Origin of the sequence: Erythrobacter sp. SG61-1L (assembly GCF_001305965.1) — a bacterium.
GTDB lineage: Bacteria > Pseudomonadota > Alphaproteobacteria > Sphingomonadales > Sphingomonadaceae > Andeanibacterium.
This window is the reverse complement of the sequence record NZ_JXQC01000003.1, coordinates 565,652-588,223: the sequence shown is the minus strand read 5'-3', so window position 1 is coordinate 588,223 and position 22,572 is coordinate 565,652. Positions and strand designations below refer to the sequence as shown.

At 63.5% G+C, this 22,572-nt stretch carries 20 protein-coding genes and 2 tRNA genes; 16 read left to right on the top strand and 6 right to left on the bottom strand.

Annotated elements, in window-relative coordinates; all coding sequences use genetic code 11:
* The first annotated feature begins 7 nt into the window (after positions 1-7).
* The 4 genes from aroQ (at position 8) to SZ64_RS03015 (ending at position 4,829) form a co-directional block, all read left to right on the top strand.
* Complete coding sequence (gene aroQ / locus SZ64_RS03030; protein WP_054529482.1) at positions 8-457, top strand: type II 3-dehydroquinate dehydratase; 450 nt, start codon at positions 8-10, stop codon at positions 455-457.
* 108 nt (positions 458-565) lie between these two features.
* Positions 566-1,057 carry an acetyl-CoA carboxylase biotin carboxyl carrier protein gene (gene accB, locus SZ64_RS03025; protein WP_054529481.1) on the top strand — a complete coding sequence of 164 codons (492 nt, stop codon included), beginning with the start codon at positions 566-568 and terminating at the stop codon, positions 1,055-1,057.
* A gap of 13 nt (positions 1,058-1,070) precedes the next feature.
* Positions 1,071-2,420, top strand: a complete 1,350-nt coding sequence (accC, locus tag SZ64_RS03020; RefSeq protein WP_054529480.1) for an acetyl-CoA carboxylase biotin carboxylase subunit — start codon at positions 1,071-1,073, stop codon at positions 2,418-2,420.
* 114 nt (positions 2,421-2,534) lie between these two features.
* Entirely contained in the window at positions 2,535-4,829 is a 2,295-nt protein-coding gene (locus SZ64_RS03015) for an EAL domain-containing protein (RefSeq protein WP_054529479.1), read from the top strand.
* A gap of 31 nt (positions 4,830-4,860) precedes the next feature.
* Here the strand turns inward: SZ64_RS03015 and SZ64_RS03010 are convergent, their stop codons facing one another.
* A complete protein-coding gene (locus SZ64_RS03010) occupies positions 4,861-5,325 on the bottom strand; it encodes an Lrp/AsnC family transcriptional regulator (protein WP_054529478.1) in 465 nt (154 codons plus the stop codon).
* A gap of 216 nt (positions 5,326-5,541) precedes the next feature.
* Here SZ64_RS03010 and SZ64_RS03005 point away from each other — a divergent pair, with 216 nt between their 5' ends.
* The 4 genes from SZ64_RS03005 (at position 5,542) to SZ64_RS02990 (ending at position 8,630) form a co-directional block, all read left to right on the top strand.
* Entirely contained in the window at positions 5,542-7,353 is a 1,812-nt protein-coding gene (locus SZ64_RS03005; RefSeq protein WP_054529477.1) for a histidine kinase dimerization/phospho-acceptor domain-containing protein, read from the top strand.
* Positions 7,354-7,392: 39 nt separating this feature from the next.
* A complete protein-coding gene (locus tag SZ64_RS03000; protein WP_054529476.1) occupies positions 7,393-8,388 on the top strand; it encodes a polysaccharide deacetylase family protein in 996 nt (331 codons plus the stop codon).
* Positions 8,389-8,456: 68 nt separating this feature from the next.
* Positions 8,457-8,532, top strand: a tRNA-Ile gene (locus SZ64_RS02995).
* 21 nt (positions 8,533-8,553) lie between these two features.
* Positions 8,554-8,630: transfer RNA gene (locus SZ64_RS02990), tRNA-Pro, on the top strand.
* Positions 8,631-8,716: 86 nt separating this feature from the next.
* On the opposite strand, the gene SZ64_RS02985 is transcribed toward SZ64_RS02990, so the two are convergent.
* The gene (locus SZ64_RS02985; RefSeq protein WP_054529475.1) at positions 8,717-9,625 is read right to left on the bottom strand and encodes a LysR family transcriptional regulator; all 909 of its coding nucleotides are present in this window, start codon (positions 9,623-9,625) and stop codon (positions 8,717-8,719) included.
* Between the two features lie 77 nt (positions 9,626-9,702).
* On the opposite strand from SZ64_RS02985, the gene SZ64_RS02980 reads away from it, so the two are divergent.
* The 7 genes from SZ64_RS02980 (at position 9,703) to SZ64_RS02950 (ending at position 16,117) form a co-directional block, all read left to right on the top strand.
* The gene (locus tag SZ64_RS02980; RefSeq protein WP_054529474.1) at positions 9,703-10,818 is read left to right on the top strand and encodes an FAD-dependent oxidoreductase; all 1,116 of its coding nucleotides are present in this window, start codon (positions 9,703-9,705) and stop codon (positions 10,816-10,818) included.
* A complete protein-coding gene (locus SZ64_RS02975; protein ID WP_082384416.1) occupies positions 10,815-11,840 on the top strand; it encodes an aromatic ring-hydroxylating dioxygenase subunit alpha in 1,026 nt (341 codons plus the stop codon). The genes SZ64_RS02980 and SZ64_RS02975 overlap by 4 nt, the downstream gene beginning before the upstream one ends.
* Positions 11,837-12,739 (top strand): VOC family protein, encoded by a 903-nt coding sequence (locus tag SZ64_RS02970; RefSeq protein WP_054529473.1) that lies wholly within the window; start codon positions 11,837-11,839, stop codon positions 12,737-12,739. The genes SZ64_RS02975 and SZ64_RS02970 overlap by 4 nt, the downstream gene beginning before the upstream one ends.
* 4 nt (positions 12,740-12,743) lie before the next feature.
* Entirely contained in the window at positions 12,744-13,901 is a 1,158-nt protein-coding gene (locus tag SZ64_RS02965) for an alpha/beta fold hydrolase (RefSeq protein ID WP_054529472.1), read from the top strand.
* A gap of 11 nt (positions 13,902-13,912) precedes the next feature.
* Positions 13,913-14,482, top strand: a complete 570-nt coding sequence (locus SZ64_RS02960) for a cupin domain-containing protein (RefSeq protein WP_054529471.1) — start codon at positions 13,913-13,915, stop codon at positions 14,480-14,482.
* Entirely contained in the window at positions 14,479-15,447 is a 969-nt protein-coding gene (locus tag SZ64_RS02955; RefSeq protein WP_054529470.1) for a fumarylacetoacetate hydrolase family protein, read from the top strand. Before SZ64_RS02960 ends, SZ64_RS02955 begins: the two co-directional genes overlap by 4 nt.
* Positions 15,448-15,793: 346 nt before the next feature.
* Positions 15,794-16,117, top strand: coding sequence for a hypothetical protein (locus tag SZ64_RS02950; protein ID WP_054529469.1), 324 nt, complete (start codon positions 15,794-15,796; stop codon positions 16,115-16,117).
* 5 nt (positions 16,118-16,122) lie between these two features.
* On the opposite strand, the gene SZ64_RS02945 is transcribed toward SZ64_RS02950, so the two are convergent.
* Both SZ64_RS02945 and SZ64_RS02940 read right to left on the bottom strand, forming a co-directional pair.
* Complete coding sequence (locus SZ64_RS02945; protein WP_054529468.1) at positions 16,123-17,124, bottom strand: inorganic phosphate transporter; 1,002 nt, start codon at positions 17,122-17,124, stop codon at positions 16,123-16,125.
* Between the two features lie 15 nt (positions 17,125-17,139).
* A complete protein-coding gene (locus SZ64_RS02940; RefSeq protein ID WP_193391509.1) occupies positions 17,140-18,279 on the bottom strand; it encodes a DUF47 family protein in 1,140 nt (379 codons plus the stop codon).
* A 241-nt stretch (positions 18,280-18,520) separates the two neighbouring features.
* Between SZ64_RS02940 and ettA the strand changes: the two genes are divergently transcribed.
* A complete protein-coding gene (gene ettA, locus SZ64_RS02935; RefSeq protein WP_054529467.1) occupies positions 18,521-20,200 on the top strand; it encodes an energy-dependent translational throttle protein EttA in 1,680 nt (559 codons plus the stop codon).
* A gap of 27 nt (positions 20,201-20,227) precedes the next feature.
* On the opposite strand, the gene SZ64_RS02930 is transcribed toward ettA, so the two are convergent.
* Together SZ64_RS02930 and SZ64_RS02925 are read right to left on the bottom strand one after the other, a co-directional pair.
* Entirely contained in the window at positions 20,228-21,049 is an 822-nt protein-coding gene (locus SZ64_RS02930; protein ID WP_054529466.1) for a hypothetical protein, read from the bottom strand.
* Between the two features lie 52 nt (positions 21,050-21,101).
* On the bottom strand, positions 21,102-22,457 hold the full coding sequence (locus SZ64_RS02925) for a chloride channel protein (RefSeq protein ID WP_054529465.1): 1,356 nt from the start codon (positions 22,455-22,457) through the stop codon (positions 21,102-21,104).
* Between the last annotated feature and the right edge of the window lie 115 nt (positions 22,458-22,572).

Here is a 22,572-nt window from a genome sequence, read left to right as displayed (position 1 = left end):
AGCACTCATGTCCGCCACCCCCACCGCCACCACCGTCTATGTCCTCAACGGCCCGAACCTGAACCTGCTCGGCATGCGCGAGCCGGAGATTTACGGCACCGAGACGCTGGACGATGTCGCGGGCATGCTGGAAGACCGGGCGCGGGAACTGGGGCTGGAGATTGACATGCGCCAGTCCAACCATGAAGGCCATCTGATCGACTGGATGCATGAGGCGCAGGCCGAAGGGGCCAAGGCCATCCTCATCAACCCCGGCGCCTATACCCACACCTCCATCGCGCTGCTGGATGCGGCAAAATCCATCAAGACGCCGGTGATCGAAGTGCATCTTTCCGATCCCGAGCAGCGCGAGGAATTTCGCCATATCTCTTATATCGGCATGGCAGCGGTGAAGACCGTAAAGGGCCTTGGTACAAAGAGTTATCTGGTCGCCCTGGAACACGCGGCAACGCTGTAAGGCACGCCGCGGGGCACCAACCCCAAGGGGAAATCCGGCCGTCACCCCTTGCCAGCCCGGCATTGTCTGCGCATAGCGGCCGCAAAACAGGATACCCACGAGGAACGAATGGGCGAAAGCAAGGGCGCATCGGGCCGTACCGGCCGGATGAATGTCGATACCGATATGGTTCGTGAGCTGGCTGAAATGCTGGCCGATACCGGTCTTACCGAAATCGAGGTGGAAGACGGCGATCGCAAGATCCGCGTCTCGCGCGGGGCTGTTGCCGCCGTCGCCGCCGCTCCGGTGGCTGTTGCCGCCGCTGCCCCGGCTGCCGCTCCGGCCGCCGCGGTTGCGGCACCTGCCGAAAGCGCACCGGCCGATCATGCCAATGCGGTGAAATCCCCCATGGTGGGCACGGCCTATCTTTCTTCCGAACCCGGTTCGCCGTCCTTCATCAAGGTGGGCGACACGGTGAAGGTGGGCGATACGCTGCTGATCGTGGAAGCAATGAAGGTGATGAACCCCATCACTGCCACTGCCGCCGGCACCGTAAAGGCTATCCTTGTCGAGAACGCGCAGCCGGTCGAATATGACCAGCCGCTGGTCGTGATCGCGTAAGGGCCGCGCCGCCATGCCGATTACCCGCCTGCTGATCGCCAATCGCGGCGAAATCGCCCTGCGCATTCATCGCGCGGCTCATGAAATGGGCATCGAAACCGTGGCGGTGCATTCCACCGCCGATGCGGATGCGATGCATGTGCGGCTGGCGGATCAGGCGATCTGCATCGGCCCGCCTTCCGCGACAGATTCCTATCTGAATATCGCGGCGATCATTTCGGCGGCGGAAATTTCGGGCGCGGATGCGATCCATCCGGGTTACGGCTTCCTGTCCGAGAACGCCAAGTTCGCGGAAATCGTGGAAGCTCACGGCATTACATGGATCGGGCCGAAGCCCGAACATATCCGCACCATGGGCGACAAGGTGGAAGCCAAGCGCACGGCCGGTGCGCTGGGCCTGCCGCTTGTTCCCGGTTCGGACGGGGCGATCAGCGATCCGGTTGTGGCTGCCAAGATCGCCGAGGAAATCGGCTATCCGGTAATCATCAAGGCCGCATCGGGCGGCGGCGGGCGCGGCATGAAAGTATGCCCCAGCCCCGACCAGCTCGAAACGCTGATGAAGCAGGCCGGCAGCGAGGCGAAGGCCGCCTTCGGTGACGACACCGTCTATCTCGAAAAATATCTCGGCAATCCGCGCCACATCGAATTCCAGGTATTCGGTGACGGCAACGGCAATGCCATCCATCTGGGCGAGCGTGACTGTTCGCTGCAGCGCCGCCACCAGAAGGTGATCGAGGAAGCCCCCTCGCCCGTCCTCTCTTCCGAGGATCGTGAGCGGATGGGCGGCATCGTGGCCAAGGCCATGGCCGAAATGGGCTATCGCGGCGCGGGCACGATCGAGTTCCTGTGGGAAGATGGCGAGTTCTACTTCATCGAGATGAACACCCGCCTGCAGGTGGAACATCCCGTTACCGAAGCGATCACCGGCGTCGATCTGGTGCGCGAACAGATCCGCATTGCCGATGGCAAGCCGCTGTCGGTCACGCAGGACGAGCTGGAATTCAAGGGCCACGCCATCGAATGCCGCATCAATGCGGAAGATCCGTGGACCTTCGCCCCCTCGCCGGGCAAGGTTAAGGCCTATCACGCAGCGGGCGGTATGCATGTGCGCGTGGATAGCGGGCTTTATGCAGGCTATTCGATCCCGCCTTATTACGATTCCATGATCGCCAAGCTGATCGTCTATGGCCGCACGCGCGAAGGCTGCATCATGCGCCTGAAGCGCGCGCTGGACGAAATGGTGATCGAAGGCGTGAAGACCACTATCCCTCTCCACGAAGCCCTGCTCGATCAGCCCGACATTCTGAATGGCGACTATTCGATCAAGTGGCTGGAAGAGTGGCTTGAGAAGCGTGACAGCTAAGGGTGCTATCCCTCGGAAAAATACGCCGAATTGAGAAATTAGGTCCATTTTCCAGCGATTGTTGTTAACCATTGGCGCTTAGCATGCTCCTGAAATAAGGGGGCTTCGCTAACGATGACCATGCGTGGCAATGCAAAGGATGGCCTTGCAGGCTGGCTGCTGGGCGCCCGCACACCGGTGTCGGCGCCCATCCATGCAGAACTGACGCGGGGCCTGTTCGGTTCGCTTCCGATCTTCCTGGGCGGCGTGCTGAACACGGCGCTTGTTGCCGGTCTGGCGGCATGGCGTCTGCCCTTTGCCGTGTTCATTTCCTGGTTCCTGTTCGAAGTTGCTCTTGGCGCGGTGCGCGTGGGCGTGCTGATCCACGGCCGCAGGGCAATGGCCGCCGGGCGAACACCCCCACGCCTGTTGTCAGCGCTGCTTGCCTGCCTGTGGGCCGGATCGGTCGGCTTCGGCACCGTGGCCGTGCTACTCAGCGGGGACTGGGTGATGGCCGTGATCGCCTGCCTTTCGGCATCGGCCATGGTCTGCGGAATCGTGCTGCGCAATTACGGCACGCCGCGCCTTGCCGCGCTGATGGTGTTCATCGTGCTGGCGCCCTGTGCAGTCGCCGGTTTCCTGACCGACGAACCTCTTTTCCGCATCATCGGCCTGCAATTGCCGGTCTATATCGGGGCCATCTATTCGGCCACCTTTGCCCTGCACGGGCTGGTGGTTTCGCGCACATCGGCCCTGCGCGAGCTGCAGCGCAGCGAAAGCCTGAACGAGACGATCCTGAAATCCAGCCCGGATTACACGCTCATCCTCGATAGCGATTACCGCGTCCTGTTCTGCAACCGGCCGGAAAGCGCACCGCAGATTGGCGAATGCGTGGGCTTTTCCTGGCTGGAACTGCTGCCCGATTACGATCGCGCCGGGGCGCTGGCGGCACTCGCCGCAGCCGAGAAAGGCCAACAGGGCAATGTCCTGACGCATCATATAGACGGCAGTGGCCAGTATGACTGGTTCGACGTAATCGTGAACCGGATCAATGACGGCTCCGGCCGCCTGATCGTGGTGGCGCGCGACATCACCCATCAGAAGAAATCGGAAGAACGCGCCCTGTGGATGGCGCATCACGATGCCCTTACTTCCCTGCCCAATCGTGCCCTGCTGCAGGACCGGCTGGACGCCATCCTTGGCGATCTGGGCGATACGCAGGCCAGCGCACTGCTGATCCTCGACGTCGACAATTTCAAGACGATCAACGACACGCTGGGCCACGATGCCGGCGATGCGTTGCTGTGCACCTTCGCCAACCGCCTGCGCGCCGCGACGGGCGAACGCGAACTCGTCGCACGCACCGGGGGCGACGAATTCGCCATTATCGTCCACGCCTCAACAGAACAGGATGTTCATTCAGCGGCCGACAGGATCTTCGACCAGCTGCGCGAACCCTTCTGCCATGAAGGCCGCCTGCTGGAATGCGGTGCCAGCATCGGCGCCAGCCTGATCCCGCGCGACGGCAACAGCCGCTCCGAAATCATGAAGGCCGCCGACATTGCGCTCTATGCCGCCAAGGCGGGCGGACGTGCGCGCCTGAAGCTGTTCGAACCGGCGATGATGGTGGAAGTGGAACGCCACCAGACCATGATCGCATCGGCCCGCCGCGCGCTGCAACGCAATGCCATCATCCCGCATTACCAGCCCAAGGTCTCGCTGCGCAGTTCGCGGATCGTGGGCTTCGAGGCGCTGTTGCGCTGGCGTGACCAGCACGGCAACATGCGCGGGCCGGACGTGCTGAAGGCCGCCTTCGACGATCCCGCCCTCAGCGCCCCGCTGAGCGACCGGATGCTCAGCGGCGTGCTGGACGACATCCGCGACTGGATGGATCAAGGGCTGGATTTCGGCCATGTGGCGATCAATGTCACCGCTGCGGACTTCCGCCGGGGCAATTTCGCGGAACGGCTGTTCGATCGGCTGGAAGCGCACGGGCTGCCGGCGTGCTGCATCCAGATCGAAGTGACCGAAACCGTCTTCCTCGGCCGCGGCGCAGGCTATGTCGAAGAAGCGCTCAAGCGCCTCAGCGAGCGCGGCGTGCGCATCGCGCTGGACGATTTCGGCACCGGCTATGCCTCGCTGTCGCATCTCAACCAGTTCCCGGTGGACCTGCTGAAGATCGACCGTTCCTTCGTGGGCGAAATCGGCTGCAATCCCGATGCAGAAGCAATCTCCACCACGGTCATCAACCTGGGCCACTGCCTGGGCATGGAAGTGATCGCCGAAGGGGTGGAAACCCGCGCGCAGGAAGCCTTCCTGGCCACGGTGGGCTGCGATACCGGCCAGGGGTTCCTTTATGCCGAGGCCCTGCCTGCGCAGGCTATCCCGGCCATGCTGCGCAAGCAGGACAAGCAGGCGCGGCTGGCATGATCGGAAATGGCTGGCCCTTTCGGGCAGGCCGTCAATCCAGCGGAACGCCCGGTTCCTGCTTGGCGGTGCGGATGGTGAGGGAAGTCTTCACGCTGGCCACATTGGGCGCCGGCGTCAGCTTGCTGGTCAGGAATTCCTGGAAGCTCTGCAGATCGCGGCTGACGATCTTCAGGATGAAGTCGATCTCGCCATTCAGCATATGGCACTCACGCACTTCGGGCAGGTCGCGCATGTGCTGTTCGAAGGCGCGCAAATCTTCTTCCGCCTGGCTCTTCAGGCTGACCATCGCGAAGACGGTGATGGCAAAGCCCAGCTTCGAGGGATCGAGGTCCGCATGATAGCCACGGATCACCCCGTCCTCTTCCAGCGCACGCACGCGCCGCAGGCACGGCGGCGCCGTCAGCCCGACACGCTGCGCCAGTTCGACATTGGTAACCCGGCCCTCGGCCTGCAATTCGGCAAGCAGCCGCCGGTCGATCGCGTCGAGATTCGCCATAATCGAAAACCCCTACGCCTTGCGCGCGAAGTAAGTGCCCCTTGTAAGGGCAAGGATTAGCACGATTGTGCTCTGCGACCAGTAATATTGTTATTTTTGCCCTGAGATGTCCCGCTTTGCAACGCCTTAGCTGCGCTGATTCACGCAAAGCCGGAAACTGGTAGGACTTTTGGCGCTATTCCGGCCAATCTCGTGGCCCCGCCTTTCGGAGATTCGATGCAGTTCGACGACCGCCTTGCCACTGTTCTGCGGATGCAGACGGGCAGCGTGCGGGCGGCGCACACGCAGTTCCGCCAGTTGCTGGACCTTGCCGGCAGCGCGCCGGAAGGGGCGGACGATGCCCAGCTCGAAACCGCCTATGAGCGGCTGAGCATGCTTTCCGCCGAAATTCCGGCAGAGATTCGCGCCATGATGGTGCGCGAGCCGGGGCTGCGGCTGCGTAATCCGGCCTTTGTGGCCTATCTGGCATCGCAGGAAACACCCGTGGCCATCGCGGCCATGAACAATGCGCAGCTGACCGAAGATCAGTGGGAAGCGCTGATCCCGGCCCTGCCCACGGCGATCCGCGCCCATCTGCGCCAAAGGGCAGACCTGCCGCAGGCCACGCGCGATTTGCTGGCCCTGCTGGGCGTGCGCGACCTTGTGCTGCCTCAGCCCGCTGACAGCCCGACCATTATCGACCAGCCTCAGACCGTCCGGGCCAGGCCTAAGCCCGCGCCGGTCGCGGCCGAGCCGGAACATGTCGATCCGATCGAGATTGTCCTGCTGGAAAACGAGCCGATACTTGATCTGGACCCCGCCCTTGCCCTTGCAAGTGAAGATGGCAACGGAGGAATCGGCGCGCTCGTCCGCCGGATCGAGGCATTCCAGCGCGCCCGCGCCTCTGCACCTGCCACGCCCTCGCCCGATGCCCCGCGCTTGCCGCTGGGTGAACAGCATGACGATGAACTGCCTGACGCGCCGCAGAGCTTCGACTTCACGACCGATGCCGACGGCCGGATAGCCTGGGCGGATGCCTCCGTCGCGCCGATGACGGTGGGCATGGCGCTCGCCGGTCGCAAGGCCGACGCCCCTGCCCGCGCCGACGCGGCCACTCTAGCCGCCATGCGCCGCCGCCAGCCTGTGCGCGGCGGCAAGCTGGTGCTGGAAGGCGCCCCCGCCATTGCCGGGCACTGGCGCATGGATGCCATGCCGGTATTCTCCACCAGTGGCGGCCGGTTCTCGGGCTATCGCGGCAGGATGCGGCGCCCCACCATCGTGCCCACGGCGGAAAGTGCCCCCCAAGCGCGGGATAGCCATGCCGACCGGATGCGGCAGGTGATCCACGAATTGCGCACTCCGGTGAACGCCATTCAGGGCTTCGCCGAAATCATCCAGCAGCAGCTCTTCGGCCCCACGCCCAATGAATATCGCGCCCTTGCCGCTGCCATTGCCGGCGATGCGGCGCGCATGCTGGCCGGTTTCGAGGAGCTGGACCGGCTGGTGAAGCTGGAAAGTGGCGCACTGGAACTGGATGAGGGCGTATCCGATCTCAACGCCATCGTGGCGGGCACGACCGCGCAGCTCGATCAGGTTCTGCGCGCGCGCAGCGCTGCGCTCAGCCTCCTTGCCACCGGCAATGCCTGCCCGGTCCCCTTGGCTCGCAACGATGCGGAGATGCTCGTGTGGCGCATCCTCGCCACGCTGGCGGGTGCCGTAAGCCCCGGAGAAGAACTTCAGGCCGTCATGGCCCAGAACGGGCGCCAGACGGGCCTTGAGATCGACCTGCCCGCATCGCTGGCCGGGCGGGACGACCTGTTCGAAAGCACAGCCCCGGCCCAGTCCCAGGCCGTCAGCGCGGGCATGTTCGGCGCGGGCTTCACGCTCAGGCTGGCGCGGGCGGAAGCGCGCGCAGCCGGAGGCGACTTGCGCCGCGAAGAAGACCTGCTGGTGCTGACGCTGCCGCTTTCTACTGCAGTTCGGACCGATTTGCTCAATAACAATGTGGACTTGGAGCGCCGGATGGCCGACACGGCGCGGGGGCATTAGCCACTATCGAAGGTTAACTGAGGGGGGACGTCAGGGGCCATGCGTTCGATCACCGAACCGCCGGCAAGGATCGACGAAGCGAGGTTCCACCCGGACTTCGGACAACGCTTCATCGTCACTGTCGATACGGAAGAGGAGTTCGACTGGACCCGGCCGATCCAGCGCGAAGGCTTCGGGCTGGATCACCTGCCCAGCATCGCCAAATTCCAGCAATTCTGCGAGAATGAAGGCGTCTGCCCGATCTATCTGATCGACTGGCCGATTGCGACATCGGCACTTGCGGCCGATATTCTGGGCGATGCTGTATCGAAGGGCCGCGCGGAGGTGGGGGTGCAGCTTCACCCATGGGTCAACCCGCCTTTCGACGAGGACGTCACCCCCCGCAACAGCTTCGCCGGCAACCTTCCCCCCGACCTGGAACACGCCAAGTTCTCGCGCCTGCGTTCCGCGATCGAGGCGAATTTCGGGGCCGTCCCGAAAATGTATCGTGCGGGGCGCTATGGCGTGGGGCCGAAGACGGCTGAAATGCTGCGCGAAGGCGGCATTGCCATGGACAGTTCCGTGCGCACCAAGTTCGATTATTCGGCCGAAGGCGGCGTGGATTTTCGCAAGCATCCGCTGAAGCCCTATTGGCTCGATGCTGAACATACAGTGCTGGAACTGCCGCTCACCACACTGTTCTGGGGCATGCTGCGCCGCCAGGGCGACCTGCTCTACCCGCTGATGTGGCGCGCGCCCGTACTGCGCGGCGTGCTGTCGCGTCTTGGCCTGCTGGAGCGTATTCCCCTCACCCCGGAAGGCATTTCGGTGGAAGAGGCAATCCGTGGCATCGACATGGCGCTGGACGATGGATTGCCTTTGCTGGTGTTCTCTTTCCACAGCCCATCGCTGCGTGCCGGACACACGCCCTACGTCCGCAACGATCAGGATCTCGATGCCCTGTATGACTGGTGGCGGCGGATTTTCGCCTATCTAGAACACCGCGGCGTGAAGCCGTGCAGCGCGGGCCAGATCATGGATGCGGTAGTGGTTTGAACTTAGCTTGCGCCCCGCTTGTGTTGCGGCGGCGAACCGGCTAGGTCGCGCCTCACGTTCGGCAGAGGGGGCCTGTAGCTCAGCGGTTAGAGCTGGCCGCTCATAACGGCTAGGTCGCGGGTTCGAATCCTGCCGGGCCCACCAACGCCGCGGCGAAATTTGTGTCGGGGAGTGGCGCAGTCCGGTAGCGCGCCTGCTTTGGGAGCAGGATGTCGCAGGTTCGAATCCTGTCTCCCCGACCAGTTTCCTACAAATCCTTGAAATTGCTGACGGCAGCTTGGCGGTGAGCACCGATGGTCGCTCCCTGAACGACTGCATCAAACGCCGATCACGGATGCCTCTCGAGCGTCGCTCTGAGCTGACCTATCAGCCACAACAGCCCTTCATCCTCGCATCGCGCGCGGTTGAACTGGATCATTTCCTTCATCGCCGGGAAGGCAAAGGGCAGTTCCTGCCAACCGATCGGCAGACGCTGCGCCATCAAGCTGGCCAGCCGTTCATGCATCACAGCCAGCCGATGCGTGCCAACCAGCAGGTCGGGCACGGTAGTGAAAGAGGTGGTCGTGATTTCGATTCGCCGCTTTCGAGCGAGGCTGTCGAGATGGCTCTCGGCGAAGGATGCGCGGTTGGCTTGGCCGATCTTCACCGCGACATGGCCTGCTTCGAAGAAATTCTGCTCGGTCAGTCGCGTGGCAAGCAGCGGGTTTTCGCTCCAACCGGCCACGACATGGCGCTCTTCGAACAGGAACTCGGCCGGGTGACCGTGAACGCAATGCTCCTCGGGCGTCACCAACAGATCAAGCTCGCCGCGTTCGAGCGCAATCTGCGCCTCCTCGGAAGGAGGGACAAGGTCCAGCCCTACCGAAGGGGCGACTTGCTGGATCGCCGCGACCAGTCCCGGAAAGAGCACCGCGACGAGATAATCGGATGCGCAGATGCGGAAGATGCGCCGCGATGTGGCGGGCGCGAAGCTGGTGGAGCGCACCACCATTTCGTTCACCCGCCCCAGAATGCTCTCAAGTTCCGCCTGCATCGCCAGAGCCTCCGCCGTCGGGATCATCCGTCGGCCCTGCGCCACCAGCAGCGGATCCCCGAAGAAGTCGCGCAGTTTCGCCAGGGCCGCGCTCAAGGCGGGCTGCGAAAGGTTCAGCCTTTCGGCGGCGCGGGACACGCTGCGTTCTTGAAGCAGCACGTCGAGCGCGACGAGCAGATTGAGATCGAGGCCCTTGAACCGCATTCGAATAACCTATGATTATGGAATTGAATTAAAACAATCGATTTCACTTATCACATTCGGCGTTGCACCTTCGCGTCATGGTTCAGCTCGACATCCTCATCATCGGCGGCGGCATTGGCGGTCTGACCTCGGCCATTGCCCTGCGCCAGCGTGGCTTCGGCGTGACGGTGATCGAAAAGGATCCCCAATGGTCCGTCTATGGCGTGGGGATCATCCAGCAGGGCAATGTACTGCGTGCAGTGGACCAGTTGGGCATCCTTCAAGACTATGTCGACGCCGGGGTCGGGTTCGACGCTGTGGAGGTCTACGCGCCAGACGGCATCCGAATCGCGCGCGTGCCCTCGCCGCGCCTGCTCGAAGGCTACCCCGCCAATCTCGGCATCAGCCGCCCCGCCCTGCACAAGGTGTTGGGAGAAGCCGCACTCGCCGCGGGGGCGGAGATTCGTCTGGGCGTCACCGCCACGGAGATCGAGGATAGGGGCGATGCTGTTCAGGTCCGCTTTTCCGACGGCAGCGAGGGTGCTTACGACATCGTGATCGGGGCTGACGGGGTCTATTCGCAGACCCGCGCGACGATCTTGCCCGAAGCGGAAATGCCGCAATTCACCGGTCAGGCCGTGTGGCGCTACAACCTGCCGCGCCCCGCCTCACTCGATGCGCTCCACGCCTATAATGGCCGGACCGGGGTGGGCCTCGTGCCGATCAGCGATACGCTGATGTATATCTATGCGACGACGCCCGAGCCCGGCAACCCGCGCCATCCGCGCGCCGGGCTGGCCGCAGCCATGCGCGACCGCCTCGCGGATTGCGCCCCTGCGATCAGCGAGCTGGCGCAGCAGATCACCGATGACAAGGGAGTGGTCTATCGCCCGCTCGAAGGGATGCTGGTCGAAGGGCCGTGGCACATGGGGCGCGTGGTGCTGCTGGGCGACGCCGTCCACGCCACCACGCCGCATCTCGGCCAGGGCGCGGGCATGGCGATCGAGGACAGCCTGGTGCTGGCCGAGGAACTGGCCCGTCACGGCACTGTGGCAAGCGCCTTTGCCGCTTATCGAGCGCGCCGCTTCGAGCGCTGCGCCTCCATCGTGCGGGCCAGCCTCGCCATTTGCATGGGCCAGCTCGGCAAGGGCCCGCCAGTCGATAATGCGAAGGCCACCGCCGAGATGTTCCAGCTCACCGCGAAGCCGATATGAGCGGGTTCCTTCAAAACGCCTGGTATATGGCCGGCTGGAGCGACGAGATCGGCCACGAACTTCTCCGGCGGCAATTGCTTGGCGAATATGTGCTGCTGTTCCGCAAGGCAGATGGCACGCCTGCCGCCATGGTGGACAGATGTCCGCACCGTTTCGCGCCCCTGTCTATGGGGACGCGGGACGGCGATTGCATAACCTGCCCCTACCACGGCCTTGCTTTCGATGCCCAAGGCCACTGTGTTGCCAATCCTTTTTCCGAGAGCCTGCCCAAAGGCGCCACGATCCGAACCTTCCCGTTGATCGAACGTGATGGCATTGTCTGGCTGTGGCCCGGCGATCCTGCAAAGGCCGATCCCGCCGACGTTCCCGACTTCTCCATGCTCTTCGTGGAAGGGCATCCCGGGCCGATCTGCGGTCACATGTCCATGCAGGCCAATTACCAATGCGGCACGGACAACCTGATGGACCTCAGCCACATTGAATTTGTCCACAAGGGCAGCTTTGCAGGGCGCGGCGTCATCTTCGCGGGGACTCATAGCGTCAAGGAGAACGACGAGACTCTCCATTCCGACTGGTGGATGACCGATGTCCCCGCACCGCCGCACACCCTTGGCCATTACGACCCGGACCTGCGCTGCGATCACTGGCTGGAAATGCGCTGGAATGCGCCTGCATCCATGTATCTGCAGATTGGCGCCTGCCCGCACCAAGGAAAGCGCGCGGAAGGGGTCATTGCCCACCAGGCACATATCCTCAGCCCGGCGAATGACGGCGAGACACACTATTTTTGGGCCACCACCCGCACCGGCCCTCCATCCGAGCAAGGCGATGCCATCCTGCATGCCCTGATGAACGAAGCCTTCGTGCAGGAAGACAAGCCGGTGATCGAGGCGGCATATGCCAATCTGTGCGGCGCAGACTTCTGGGATCTGCAGCCGGCATTCCTGGGCATCGATGCCGGCGGCACCCGCGCGCGCCGGATTTTGCAGAAACTGATTGCACTTGAAGGGAACGAACCGTGAGCCGTGTCACTGAAATCCGCTATGTCGGCTATGGCGTGGCCGAGTTCGAGGCCGAACGCGCCTTCTATGCCGGGAATTGGGGGCTTGAAGAGGTCGCCGCCGAAGACGGCATGGCCTGGTTCAAGGCCTCGGGCAGCGCCGAACATCACGTGGTCCGCCTGCGCGCGTCTGACGCCAATCATGTCGATGTGATCTCGCTGGCCGCCGCCAGCCGGGCCGATGTCGATGCCCTGCATGGCAAGGTCGTCGAAGCCGGCTGCCGGATCGTCCATGCGCCGCAAGGCCTCGACGCGCCGGGCGGCGGTTACGGCTTCCGCTTCTTCAGCCCGGACGGGCTGCCGTTCGAGATTTCGAGCGACGTCGCGCGCGGCGAGAGCCGCCCGGTCGCGCGCTGGGAAGGCATCCCGGTGCGGATCAGTCACATCGTTCTCCATTCGCCCGATCATCAGGCGGCGGTGCGCTTCTTCACCGATGTGCTGGGCTTCCGCGTTTCCGACTGGCTGGGCGATTTCATGTGTTTTCTGCGCTGCAATTCAGCCCATCACCGCCTGGCGATCCTGCCCGGCCCACCCTGCCTCAACCATGTCGCCTATGACATGACCGGCGTGGACGGGATGATGCGCGGCATTTCGCGCCTCAAGCAGTATGATGTCGATGTCCGCTGGGGCCCCGGTCGGCACACTGCCGGCGACAACACTTTCAGCTATTTCGTCACGCCTTGCGGCTTCGCGGTGGAATATACCGCCGAGCTCGAAGAGGTCGACTTCGAGAGCCACAGCCCGCAGGTACACGCGCCCGGTCCGCGCATTATGGACCAGTGGGGGATCGGCGTGGGCGGGCCGCAGACCATGCCACACGCCGTGCCCGACCCGCGCCTGTTCCAGCCGGCAGGGGTATAGTCCCATGGCACTGTTCGAATACTTCCCGAACTATGTCTGGAACCTCTCGGTTGCCATGGCGATGGAAAGCGGCGCTCAGATCGGCGAGTTGATGGACATGTGCCGGCCGTTGCTCGACGCGGCACAGAGCGGCGCCGATGCAGGCACACAGGAGTTCATGCAGCAATGGGTCCGCGTGGCGGACGAACTAGTCGACCTCGCCGATGAAGACGAGGCGCGGGGGCGTGATTTCTCCGCTTCGAACAAGCTCGAACGTGCCGCGCTCTATCTACTGGTGGCAGAGCGCATGCAGGCCCATGGATCGGGCGGGCGCCAGGAGACCTATGCACGCGCCCGCGCTGCCTTCGACCGTTCCACCCGGCTCGGCAGGATCAACCGCGAGCGCCTGGAAATCCCGCTGACAAGCGGCACGATGCCTGCGCTCTACACCCGCGCGGCGGGGCAAGAGCGGTGCCCGGTGGTGGTCTATTGCAATGGGCTCGATAGCTGCAAAGAACTGCTCTATTGGTCGCGCCTGCCCGAAGCGCTGGCGCGCCGCGGCATATCCACCCTGTGCGTCGACCAGCCGGGCAGCGGCGAAGCGCTGCGGTTGCAGGGCCTGCCGGTCGATCCTCATAGTGAGAACTGGGCCTCGAAGGCGGTCGATTGGCTGGCGGTGCAACCCGATGTCGATCCCGCGCGTATCGGGATGAGCGGCATTTCGCTGGGCGGGCATTTTGCACCGCGCGCGGTGGCGTTCGAGCCGCGCTTTTCGGCGGGCGCGGTGTGGGGCGCGAACCACAATTGGCGCGAAGTGCAAGACAGGCGGCTGAAACGCGAAGGCGAGAACCCTGTCCCGCATTACTGGGGGCATGTGATGTGGGCCTTCGGCGCGCGCGACATGGACGATTTCCTCGATCGGTCGGCCGAAATGACGCTCGAAGGCGTGATGGAGCGCATCCGCGTGCCCTTCCTCGTCACTCATGGGGCGAAGGACCGGCAGATCGCGCTCGAATATGCGCAGCAGAGCTATGACGCATTGGTCAACTCGCCACTGCGCGAACTGAAGATCTTCACCGAGCGCGAAGGCGGTGTGGAGCATGTCGGGGCCGACAACATGAGCTATGCCCGTGACTATATCGCGGACTGGTTCGCCGAAGTGCTCGGCGGGCATACGAATTGAGGGAGAGACATATGACCGAGGCCACCGTGCGCCGGATCGTCACCGGGCATGATGTCGCTGGCAATGCGATCATCCAGGAAGATGGCCCGCCGCCGCGCGTGGCGCGGATCGGCGGGGAGATCGGCCCGCTGTTCCACGAGATCTGGAATACGCGCGAGACGCCGGCGCGGATCGACCGCGCCTCGGGCGAACCGCCGGAGCAGAGCATCCAGCTTGCCCCGCCCAGGAACGGCACCCGTATCCGCATTCTCGACATCCCGCCCGACGATCCTGGCCTGGCCGAACTGACTGGCGAACAGGTCGCCGCCCATTTCGCCGAAGTCGGCGCAGGCGAAGCCTCGTCGCACGCCCAATCGGGCGCGCGCCATGCCTTCATGCACCGGACCGAGACGGTCGATTACGGCATCATGCTCGAAGGCGAGCTCACCCTGATCATGGATAAGGGCGAAACGGTGATCCGCCCTGGCGACATAGTGATCCAGCGGGGCACCAATCACGGCTGGGCCAACCGCTCGGGCAAGCCCTGCCGCATCTGTTTCGTGCTGATCGACGGCGCCTATGAGGACGGACTCGGGCAATGAGGCTGGCGACCCGCGCCAACGGCACGCCCGACGGCGAACTCGTGGTCGTTTCGCCAGACGCCGCGCGCTGCCTTCCCGCGGGCGAGAAATGGCCAAGCCTGCTCGCCGCGATAGGGATGTGGAGCGTGGCCGAACACGATCTGCGCACACTGGCCACCCGACTGGATGCAGGCGAAGGCGAGGCGCTCGACCATGCGACGCTGCGCGCACCGCTACCCCGTTCATGGCAATGGCTCGACGGTTCGGCCTTCCAGACCCATGCGGATTTGATGCAAGTCGCATTCGGCACCGACCCGATCGAGCATGACAAGCCGCTGATGTATCAGGGCCTTTCCGACCGGTTCTACGGCCCCTCCGATCCCGTTCCCTTCCGCAGCGAAGCGGACGGGATCGACTTCGAAGGCGAATTCGGCGTGATTGTGGACGCCGTGCCGATGGGCACCTGCGCGGCGGACGCCATGGCGCACATCAGGCTGGTGGTGCAGATCAACGACTGGTCGCTACGCGCGCTGGCCGTGCCCGAAATGAAGACCGGCTTCGGCTGGATCCATGCCAAACCCGCCTGCTCTATGGCGCCATTCGCCGCCAGCCCGGACGAATTGGGCGATGGCTGGCAAGACGGGCGCGTTTGCCTCGATCTTGTGATCGATTGGAACGGCGAACGTTTCGGCGCCGCGAATGGCCGTGAAATGAGCTTCGGCTTTCACGAACTGGTCGCCCATGCCGCGGCGACACGCGACCTGGTGGCCGGCACGATCATCGGATCGGGCACCGTCGCCAGTAGCGATTACGCCCATGTCGGCTCAAGCTGCATTTCCGAACGTCGCGCGATCGAGATCATTGCCGACGGAGTGCCTTCCACCCAGTTCATGCATTTCGGCGATGTATGCAGAATGGAAGCACTGTCAGCCGGCGGAAATGCCGTCTTCGGGGCCATCGAGCAGACAGTCAGGCAGAAACTCTGAGCGCCTATCTGCCGGCTCCGCCCTGCGATAGTCCTGCAGGCGACACAGCGTCTGTCCCTATTCAATCCATTGGGAACCTGCGCCCTGAAATCTGCGCTGCAGTGCTTTCCCGTCGTCTCTGTACCGTACCATTCCTTCAGGTCGGGAGTGGCTTAACACCCTGTCCAGAGAACCGGAACGATCGCCGGCATCTGCCGGAACGTCAGGGTCGAATCCCCCCTCCCCAACAATTTTTCCAAGCTTTTCAAGATACCTATGGCCCGTTCCCCATCAGCATTTGCGCGTATGGTTAATGCCCCATAGAAGGGTAACGGTTGCCAGAGAAAACTGTTCGGGGACTGGGCCAATGATAATTCGAATTTGGGAAGGCCGTGTTCCCAATTATAAATCACCCGAATATCTGCGCCTGATGCGTGAGGAAACGCTGCGTGATTATCGGGCTTCTCCCGGCAATCACGGCGCATGGTGCCTGCACCGGCACGAGGGCGACATCACTCGCATCAGGCTGGTGAGCCATTGGGAAAGCTGGGACGCGGTAAAGCTGTTCGCGGGCGAGGAGATCGAGCGAGCGCGCAGTTACTATTTCGACGACGAATTCCTGATCGAAGTGTCCGACACGGTCGAGCACTGGGAAATGCAGGATGGGCGCACTCTGCCCGCGTCGACCTAGCAGGCTTACCAGAGGCGAGTGAGCAGATAGAATGCCGCGCCCACCCCGGCGCTGGCCGGGATGGTGATGAACCAGGCCACGATCACGCGGCTTGCAACCGACCAGCGAACCGCACTGGCCCGGCGCGCCGCACCCGTGCCCACCACGCTGCCGGTGATGGCATGGGTGGTGGAAACGGGAATGCCCATCGCGCTGGCCCCGAACACCACCAGAGAACCGGCGGTGGAGGCACAGAAGCCGGAATGATGGTTGAGCTTGGTCAGCCCCGTTCCCATCGTCTTGATGATCTTCCAGCCGCCCGACATGGTGCCCAGCGCAATGGCGCAATAGCAAGACAGCACCACCCATTCAGGCACGTGGAATTCCCCGCCCAGATGGCCCGTGGAATAGAGCAGCACGGTGATGATCCCCATGGTCTTCTGCGCATCGTTCCCGCCATGGCTGATCGAATAGGCTGCTGACGAAATCAGGTGCAGGCCCTTGAACATGCCGTCCGCCCGGCGCGGCGCGGTGCCTTTGAAAATCCAGCTGGTCAGCACCATCAGCGCCATGGCGATGACGAAGCCGATCATGGGCGAAAGGAAGATCGCGGCCACGGTTTTCACCGTGCCTTCGGATTCCACCACGCCCGGCCCGGCATGGGCGATACCTGCCCCCAGCAACCCGCCGATCAGCGCATGGCTGGAGGAGGAGGGGATACCCTTGATCCAGGTGACGACATTCCAGAACATCGCCCCCACCAGTGCGCCGAACACCACGGCGGGCGTGACCACGTCCTTGTCGACAATCCCCTTGCCCACTGTTTCGGCCACATGCAGCCCCACCAGCCAATAGGCCGCGAAATTCCCCAGAGCCGCGAACAACACGGCGGCAAAGGGCGACAGCAGCCGGGTGGAAACCACCGTGGCAATGGCATTGGCCGCATCGTGCAGCCCGTTGAGGAAGTCGAACGCCAGCGCGAGGGCGATCAGCCCCACCAGCAGCGGCAATGCGAGCGTGGTTTCCATCGGCCTGGCCTGCCGTCAGGAATGGTCGATCACGAGGCCGTCGATCTCGTTCGCGACATCCTCGAACCTGTCGACCACGCGTTCCAGCCGCTTGAACATTTCCTGGCGGACCACGAACTGGATCGGGTCTTTCTTGCCCATCTGCTTGAAGATACGCTTCAGGCCCGCAGCGTGGATCTCGTCGGCATGGCCTTCCATGCGCACCAGCCGCTCGGTCAGTTCGTGCAGGCGGTGGCCGTTATCGACAATCCGGCGCAGCAGCGGGATCGCTTCGGCCGTCAGCCGGGCTGCATCGACGATGATTGCGCACATGTCGCGCATTTCAGGCTCGAACTCGTCAATCTCATACAGGTCCACCGCACCGGCAGTCTGCTGCATCTCGTCGATCGCATCGTCCATCGCGCCGATCAGATCGGTGATCGCTCCCCGGTCGAACGGGGTGAGGAAGGTGCGGCGCACAGTGTGCAGCACTTCGCGCGTGATCTCGTCCGCATCGTGCTCGCGTTCTTCGATCTCGCGAATATGTTCGGCCTTGTTCGGCCCGCCCTGCGCCAGCCGCGCCAGTGCGTCGGCCCCGGCAACAAGCGTCGCGGCGTGCTGCTCGAAGAGGTCGAAGAAGTTCCCCTGCTGGGGCAGCAGCTTCTGAATCCAGCCGAACATGGCAGATAGTCCCGTTCTTTTACCGACCGTACTGATCGTATTGATGATGAGGCGCCCCTGAGTGGCGGCGCGGAATTCGCGGGCACCGAAACTGCGGATCAAAGCCCGGAGATCCGGCTCGTCCACCGCATCGGCGGCTTCGGTCAAAGTGAACCAGCGCCGTTCCCGCTCGTGCTGTTCCTTCCAGCTTTCCAGCTCTTCGGTTACCGAGAAGGGAAACACGTCCACATCGGTCCACACCGTGGCGCCCGAAGCGCGCTTCTTGCGATAGCGGAACGATCCGATGGACGTGGGGCAGGCAGAGCCAAGCACGCCAGCCTCTTCCTCCGCCTCTTTCGCGGCACTGGCATGGGGCGGCAGCTTGTTTTCGATCCCGCCCTTGGGGATCACCCAGCGACCGGTGCCCCTGGTGGTGACCAGCAGAATGCTGATCGGCGCGTCCACAGCGGGGGAATCCGTGCGATAGGGCAATACGGCAATCTGCCTTTCCGCCATGTCGCACTTTTCCTTTCCTGAGCCCCGCGCGCCGCCCCGCTAGGGGAATGACAGGGATATGACAAACGGGAATCGCCCGCTTTTCCCGATTTGGGCCCCTTTATAGGCGATGCGGGCGACAGGTGCGCGTATCTGTCGCACTGCATGCGCGGCCGGATAGTTTCCCTGCTTGCCCCAATGGCCCGCAATCCCTATCTGCCGAGCAACTCCAAAGACATTTCCGCTTCCCCGAAGGACCATCATGGCCGCCCAATACGCATACGTCATGAAGAACATGACGAAGACCTTCCCCGGCGCGCAGAAGCCGGTGCTGAACAACATCAACCTGCAGTTCTATCAGGGTGCCAAGATCGGCATCGTCGGGCCGAACGGCGTGGGTAAGTCCACGCTGATGAAGATCATGGCCGGGATCGACACCGATTACACCGGCGAAGCCTGGCCCGGCGAGCACATCACTGTGGGCTATCTGGCGCAGGAGCCGGAACTGGACCCGAACAAGACCGTGCTGGAAAACGTCAAGGACGGCGCGCGCGAAGTGGCCGACATGGTCGACCGTTTCAACGCGATCAGCGCCGAAATGGGCGATCCCACGGACGAGACCGACTTCGATGCCCTGATGGAAGAAATGGGCACGCTGCAGGAAAAGATCGACGCGGTGGACGGCTGGACGCTGGACAACCAGCTCGAAGTGGCGATGGAAGCCCTGCGTTGCCCTCCCGGCGACTGGCCTGTCAGCAGCCTTTCGGGCGGTGAAAAGCGCCGTATCGCCCTCACCCGCCTGCTGATCCAGAAGCCTTCCATCCTGCTGCTGGACGAACCGACCAACCACCTCGATGCCGAAAGCGTCGAATGGCTGGAAAACCACCTCAAGGAATATGCCGGTGCGGTGCTGATGATCACCCACGACCGCTACTTCCTCGACAATGTGGTGGGCTGGATCCTCGAACTCGACCGGGGCAAGTACTTCCCCTACGAAGGCAATTACTCGACCTATCTGGAAAAGAAGGCCAAGCGCCTCGAACAGGAAGAGCGCGAGGAAAGCGGCCGCCAGAAGGCCCTCAAGGAAGAACTTGAGTGGATCCGGCAGACCCCGGCAGCGCGCCAGACCAAGAGCAAGGCCCGTATCCGCAAGTTCGAGCAGTTGCAGGAAGCGCAGGACGGCCGCCGTCCCGGCAAGGCCCAGATCGTCATCCAGGTGCCCGAGCGTCTGGGCGGCAAGGTTATCGAGGCCAAGGGCATCTCCAAGGCCTATGGCGACAAGCTGCTGTTCGAAGACCTGTCCTTCATGCTGCCCCCGGGCGGCATCGTGGGCGTGATCGGGCCGAACGGTGCGGGTAAGTCCACCCTGTTCAAGCTGATCACCGGGCAGGAAACGCCCGATAGCGGCTCTATCGAAATCGGCGAGACCGTGCGCCTGGGCTATGTGGACCAGAGCCGCGACCACCTCGACGGTTCCAAGAACGTATGGGAGGAAATCTCCGACGGGCTGGATTACATGAAGGTCAACGGTCACGACATGAGCACCCGTGCCTATGTCGGCGCGTTCAACTTCAAGGGGCCGGACCAGCAGAAGAATGTCGGCAAGCTCTCGGGCGGTGAACGCAACCGCGTCCACATGGCCAAGATGCTGAAGCAGGGCGGCAACGTGCTGCTGCTGGACGAACCGACCAACGACCTCGACGTGGAAACGCTGGCCGCGCTGGAAGACGCGATTGAAAACTTCGCGGGCTGCGCCGTGGTCATCAGCCACGACCGCTTCTTCCTCGACCGTCTGGCCACCCACATCCTGGCCTTTGAAGGCAACAGCCATGTGGAATGGTTCGAAGGCAACTTCGAAGCCTATGAAGAAGACCGCCGCCGCCGTCTGGGCGACGCTGCGGACCGCCCGACGCGCCTGGCTTACAAGAAGCTCACGCGCTGATGGCCATGCTCCGGATCGCCCGCTGCTTCACGGCATGGCGATCCGGGGAACCTCCAGGGTGTAATTCGCCGTAACGGCGCGCCCTTCCCGGTCCGTTGCCGGGTAAAACCGGCCGGTCGTATTCTGCATATCGGCACAGATCAGCCTGTCCGCCGCCGCATAGCCGGTCGATTTCTGCACGATGCAGCTACGCACCCGGCTGTCGCCATGCACTTCCAGCGTGAAGGATGACGGCGCCAGCACGGCACCGGACGGCAGTTGGCCGGCCTGATCGAATATATCCAGTTTCAGCGGCTTCCTTGCCAGTTCGACCGGGCGGTTGGGCTGGCTGGCGTCTGACAGGCATTGCTTAAGGGCGCCCACCATGGCTGCCGACACGGGGGCTGCCGACACGGGGATTTCGATCGTCGCCTGATGTGTCCCCTCGGGGGCCGCCAGCATGCGGGGCGAGCGCTGCAATTCATCGAGCACCGAATTGTCCGGCACCCTGCCCTGCAGGATCGCATCCGGGGCCGATTTGCTGCTGCGCATCAGCAGCGACACATCGCCCGCACGCGGCTTTGCGCCTTCCTTCAGCACGAACCCCGAATATTCCGCCTCGCCCGCGCCGAAGGCATAGGCCTTGCGCATGCTTCCGCCCAGCAGAGCGCTGGAATTGCTCAGGCCGATATAGATCTGCGTTCCGTCAAACGGGCGCGATTCGAGCCAGACATCCTGAATGCCCGCCCGGCATATGTCGCCCCGCCGGGTGATGGTCCAGCCTTCAACCTCCGATGGAAATGCTGCCAGCGCGGGAACGCCCGAACAGGCAAGCGACAGGATCAGGGCCACACGAAGGGGCAAGGACATGCTGTTTCCTCAAACTGATGACGGCTCAGTTGATGGAAAAACGCATTTCGCGTCAATTGCTTCCTTTGGATGGTTCGGCAGTTTCCTGCCCTGCGGGATTTTCCGCCCGGGGCTGAGGCATGAAGCCCTTGGCCAGCGTGTGATACAGCCGCTGCTTGCAGACCTTGGCGCCCGCCCAATCCGCGATCAGCGCCGTGGCGAACAGAGGCAGGATCATGCTGGTGCTGCTGGTGGTTTCGGCAAGGATGATCACCGCGGTCAGCGGCGCGCGCACCACGCCCACGAAATAGCCCACCATGCCCAGCAGCACGATGGCGCCGGCATCTTGCGGTGCGAAGAGCGGGGTCAGCAACTCGCCCAGCCCTGCGCCTACAGCAAGAGACGGCGCGAAAATGCCGCCCGGAATGGCGCTGGCGCTGGTGGCCAGAGTGGCGACCAGCTTTGCCGGGCCAAACCAGAACTCACCGCCTGCCCCTGCCAGCATTTCTCGCGTGGGTTCGTATCCTGTGCCCCAGGTCGCACCGCTGGTGGCGAAACCGATCACGCCCACCACGACGCCGCACAGCATGGAAGTGAACACGGGCCGCTTGCGCAGGATTGCCGTCCAGCGGCCACCCGGGCCGCGCAGCATCAGGAACAATTGCGAAAAAATCCCGCCAGCAATCCCGCCCGCGATGCCGATCAGGGGCGCTGCCCAGAGCACCGTGAGCAGCGGCAAATCCGCTGCGACATGGCCGAAATAGACATAGTCCCCGGCAATACCCTGACTGGTAAGGCCCGCGATCATCACCGCGCCCATGGCCAGCACGGCCACGCGCTGTTCATAGGCGACGGCCAGTTCCTCGATAGCAAAGGCAATCCCGGCCAGCGGAGTATTGAACGCGGCAGCCACGCCGGCCGCACCGCCTGCAATCAGCACGCCCGGCGTCACCCGCACGCGCAGCAGCTTGTGCGCCGCCACCATGATCGCTGCGCCGAGTTGAACCGTAGGCCCTTCACGCCCGACAGAGGCCCCGCCGAACATGGCGCCCACGGTAAGCACCAGCTTGGCAATGCCTGCCCGCAGAGAGATCAAGCCCTGTTCTTCCTGCCCTTCCGGGTCACGCGCGGCGGCAATCACCTGCGGAATGCCGGAACCGCGCGCTTCCAGCGCGATCTTGCCGGTCAGCCAGGCGACGACTGCGAAAATGGCCGGAGTAATCAGCAGCGGCATCCAGGGATGGGAGGCGGAAACGCCGTTAAAGGCCTTCTGCGCGAAATCGCCAGCGCGGGCGAACAGCAGGGCTACCAGCCCCACCAGCAGTGCGCCGATCAATGTGGCAAGGCGGCGGCGCCATTGCGGCAGCTCGAGATCTTCGTCTCGGGCCACGCCTTTCAGCCACTGCCCAATCTGCCGGATTGCCTGCATAGCCGCCTCCCTAGCGGCCCCGGCCGCCAAGGCCAACCCTTCGCGCCCTGCATTCCGCCCCGAATGATGACGGGATTTTTCACAAGTTTGCGAATGCGCATCCCGGGCGGGCAGA

Bases quoted from the DNA above. Each gene is read 5' to 3' on its own strand.
- SZ64_RS02975 (WP_082384416.1), top strand. From the start codon at position 10,815: ATGAGCGGGTTCCTTCAAAACGCCTGGTATATGGCCGGCTGGAGCGAC.
- SZ64_RS02930 (WP_054529466.1), bottom strand. From the start codon at position 21,049: ATGTCCTTGCCCCTTCGTGTGGCCCTGATCCTGTCGCTTGCCTGTTCG.
- accC (WP_054529480.1), top strand. From the start codon at position 1,071: ATGCCGATTACCCGCCTGCTGATCGCCAATCGCGGCGAAATCGCCCTG.
- SZ64_RS03000 (WP_054529476.1), top strand. From the start codon at position 7,393: ATGCGTTCGATCACCGAACCGCCGGCAAGGATCGACGAAGCGAGGTTC.
- accB (WP_054529481.1), top strand. From the start codon at position 566: ATGGGCGAAAGCAAGGGCGCATCGGGCCGTACCGGCCGGATGAATGTC.
- SZ64_RS03015 (WP_054529479.1), top strand. From the start codon at position 2,535: ATGACCATGCGTGGCAATGCAAAGGATGGCCTTGCAGGCTGGCTGCTG.
- SZ64_RS02980 (WP_054529474.1), top strand. From the start codon at position 9,703: ATGGTTCAGCTCGACATCCTCATCATCGGCGGCGGCATTGGCGGTCTG.
- SZ64_RS02955 (WP_054529470.1), top strand. From the start codon at position 14,479: ATGAGGCTGGCGACCCGCGCCAACGGCACGCCCGACGGCGAACTCGTG.
- SZ64_RS02950 (WP_054529469.1), top strand. From the start codon at position 15,794: ATGATAATTCGAATTTGGGAAGGCCGTGTTCCCAATTATAAATCACCC.
- SZ64_RS03005 (WP_054529477.1), top strand. From the start codon at position 5,542: ATGCAGTTCGACGACCGCCTTGCCACTGTTCTGCGGATGCAGACGGGC.
- ettA (WP_054529467.1), top strand. From the start codon at position 18,521: ATGGCCGCCCAATACGCATACGTCATGAAGAACATGACGAAGACCTTC.
- SZ64_RS03010 (WP_054529478.1), bottom strand. From the start codon at position 5,325: ATGGCGAATCTCGACGCGATCGACCGGCGGCTGCTTGCCGAATTGCAG.
- SZ64_RS02940 (WP_193391509.1), bottom strand. From the start codon at position 18,279: ATGGCGGAAAGGCAGATTGCCGTATTGCCCTATCGCACGGATTCCCCC.
- SZ64_RS02960 (WP_054529471.1), top strand. From the start codon at position 13,913: ATGACCGAGGCCACCGTGCGCCGGATCGTCACCGGGCATGATGTCGCT.
- SZ64_RS02965 (WP_054529472.1), top strand. From the start codon at position 12,744: ATGGCACTGTTCGAATACTTCCCGAACTATGTCTGGAACCTCTCGGTT.
- SZ64_RS02925 (WP_054529465.1), bottom strand. From the start codon at position 22,457: ATGCAGGCAATCCGGCAGATTGGGCAGTGGCTGAAAGGCGTGGCCCGA.
- SZ64_RS02985 (WP_054529475.1), bottom strand. From the start codon at position 9,625: ATGCGGTTCAAGGGCCTCGATCTCAATCTGCTCGTCGCGCTCGACGTG.
- aroQ (WP_054529482.1), top strand. From the start codon at position 8: ATGTCCGCCACCCCCACCGCCACCACCGTCTATGTCCTCAACGGCCCG.
- SZ64_RS02945 (WP_054529468.1), bottom strand. From the start codon at position 17,124: ATGGAAACCACGCTCGCATTGCCGCTGCTGGTGGGGCTGATCGCCCTC.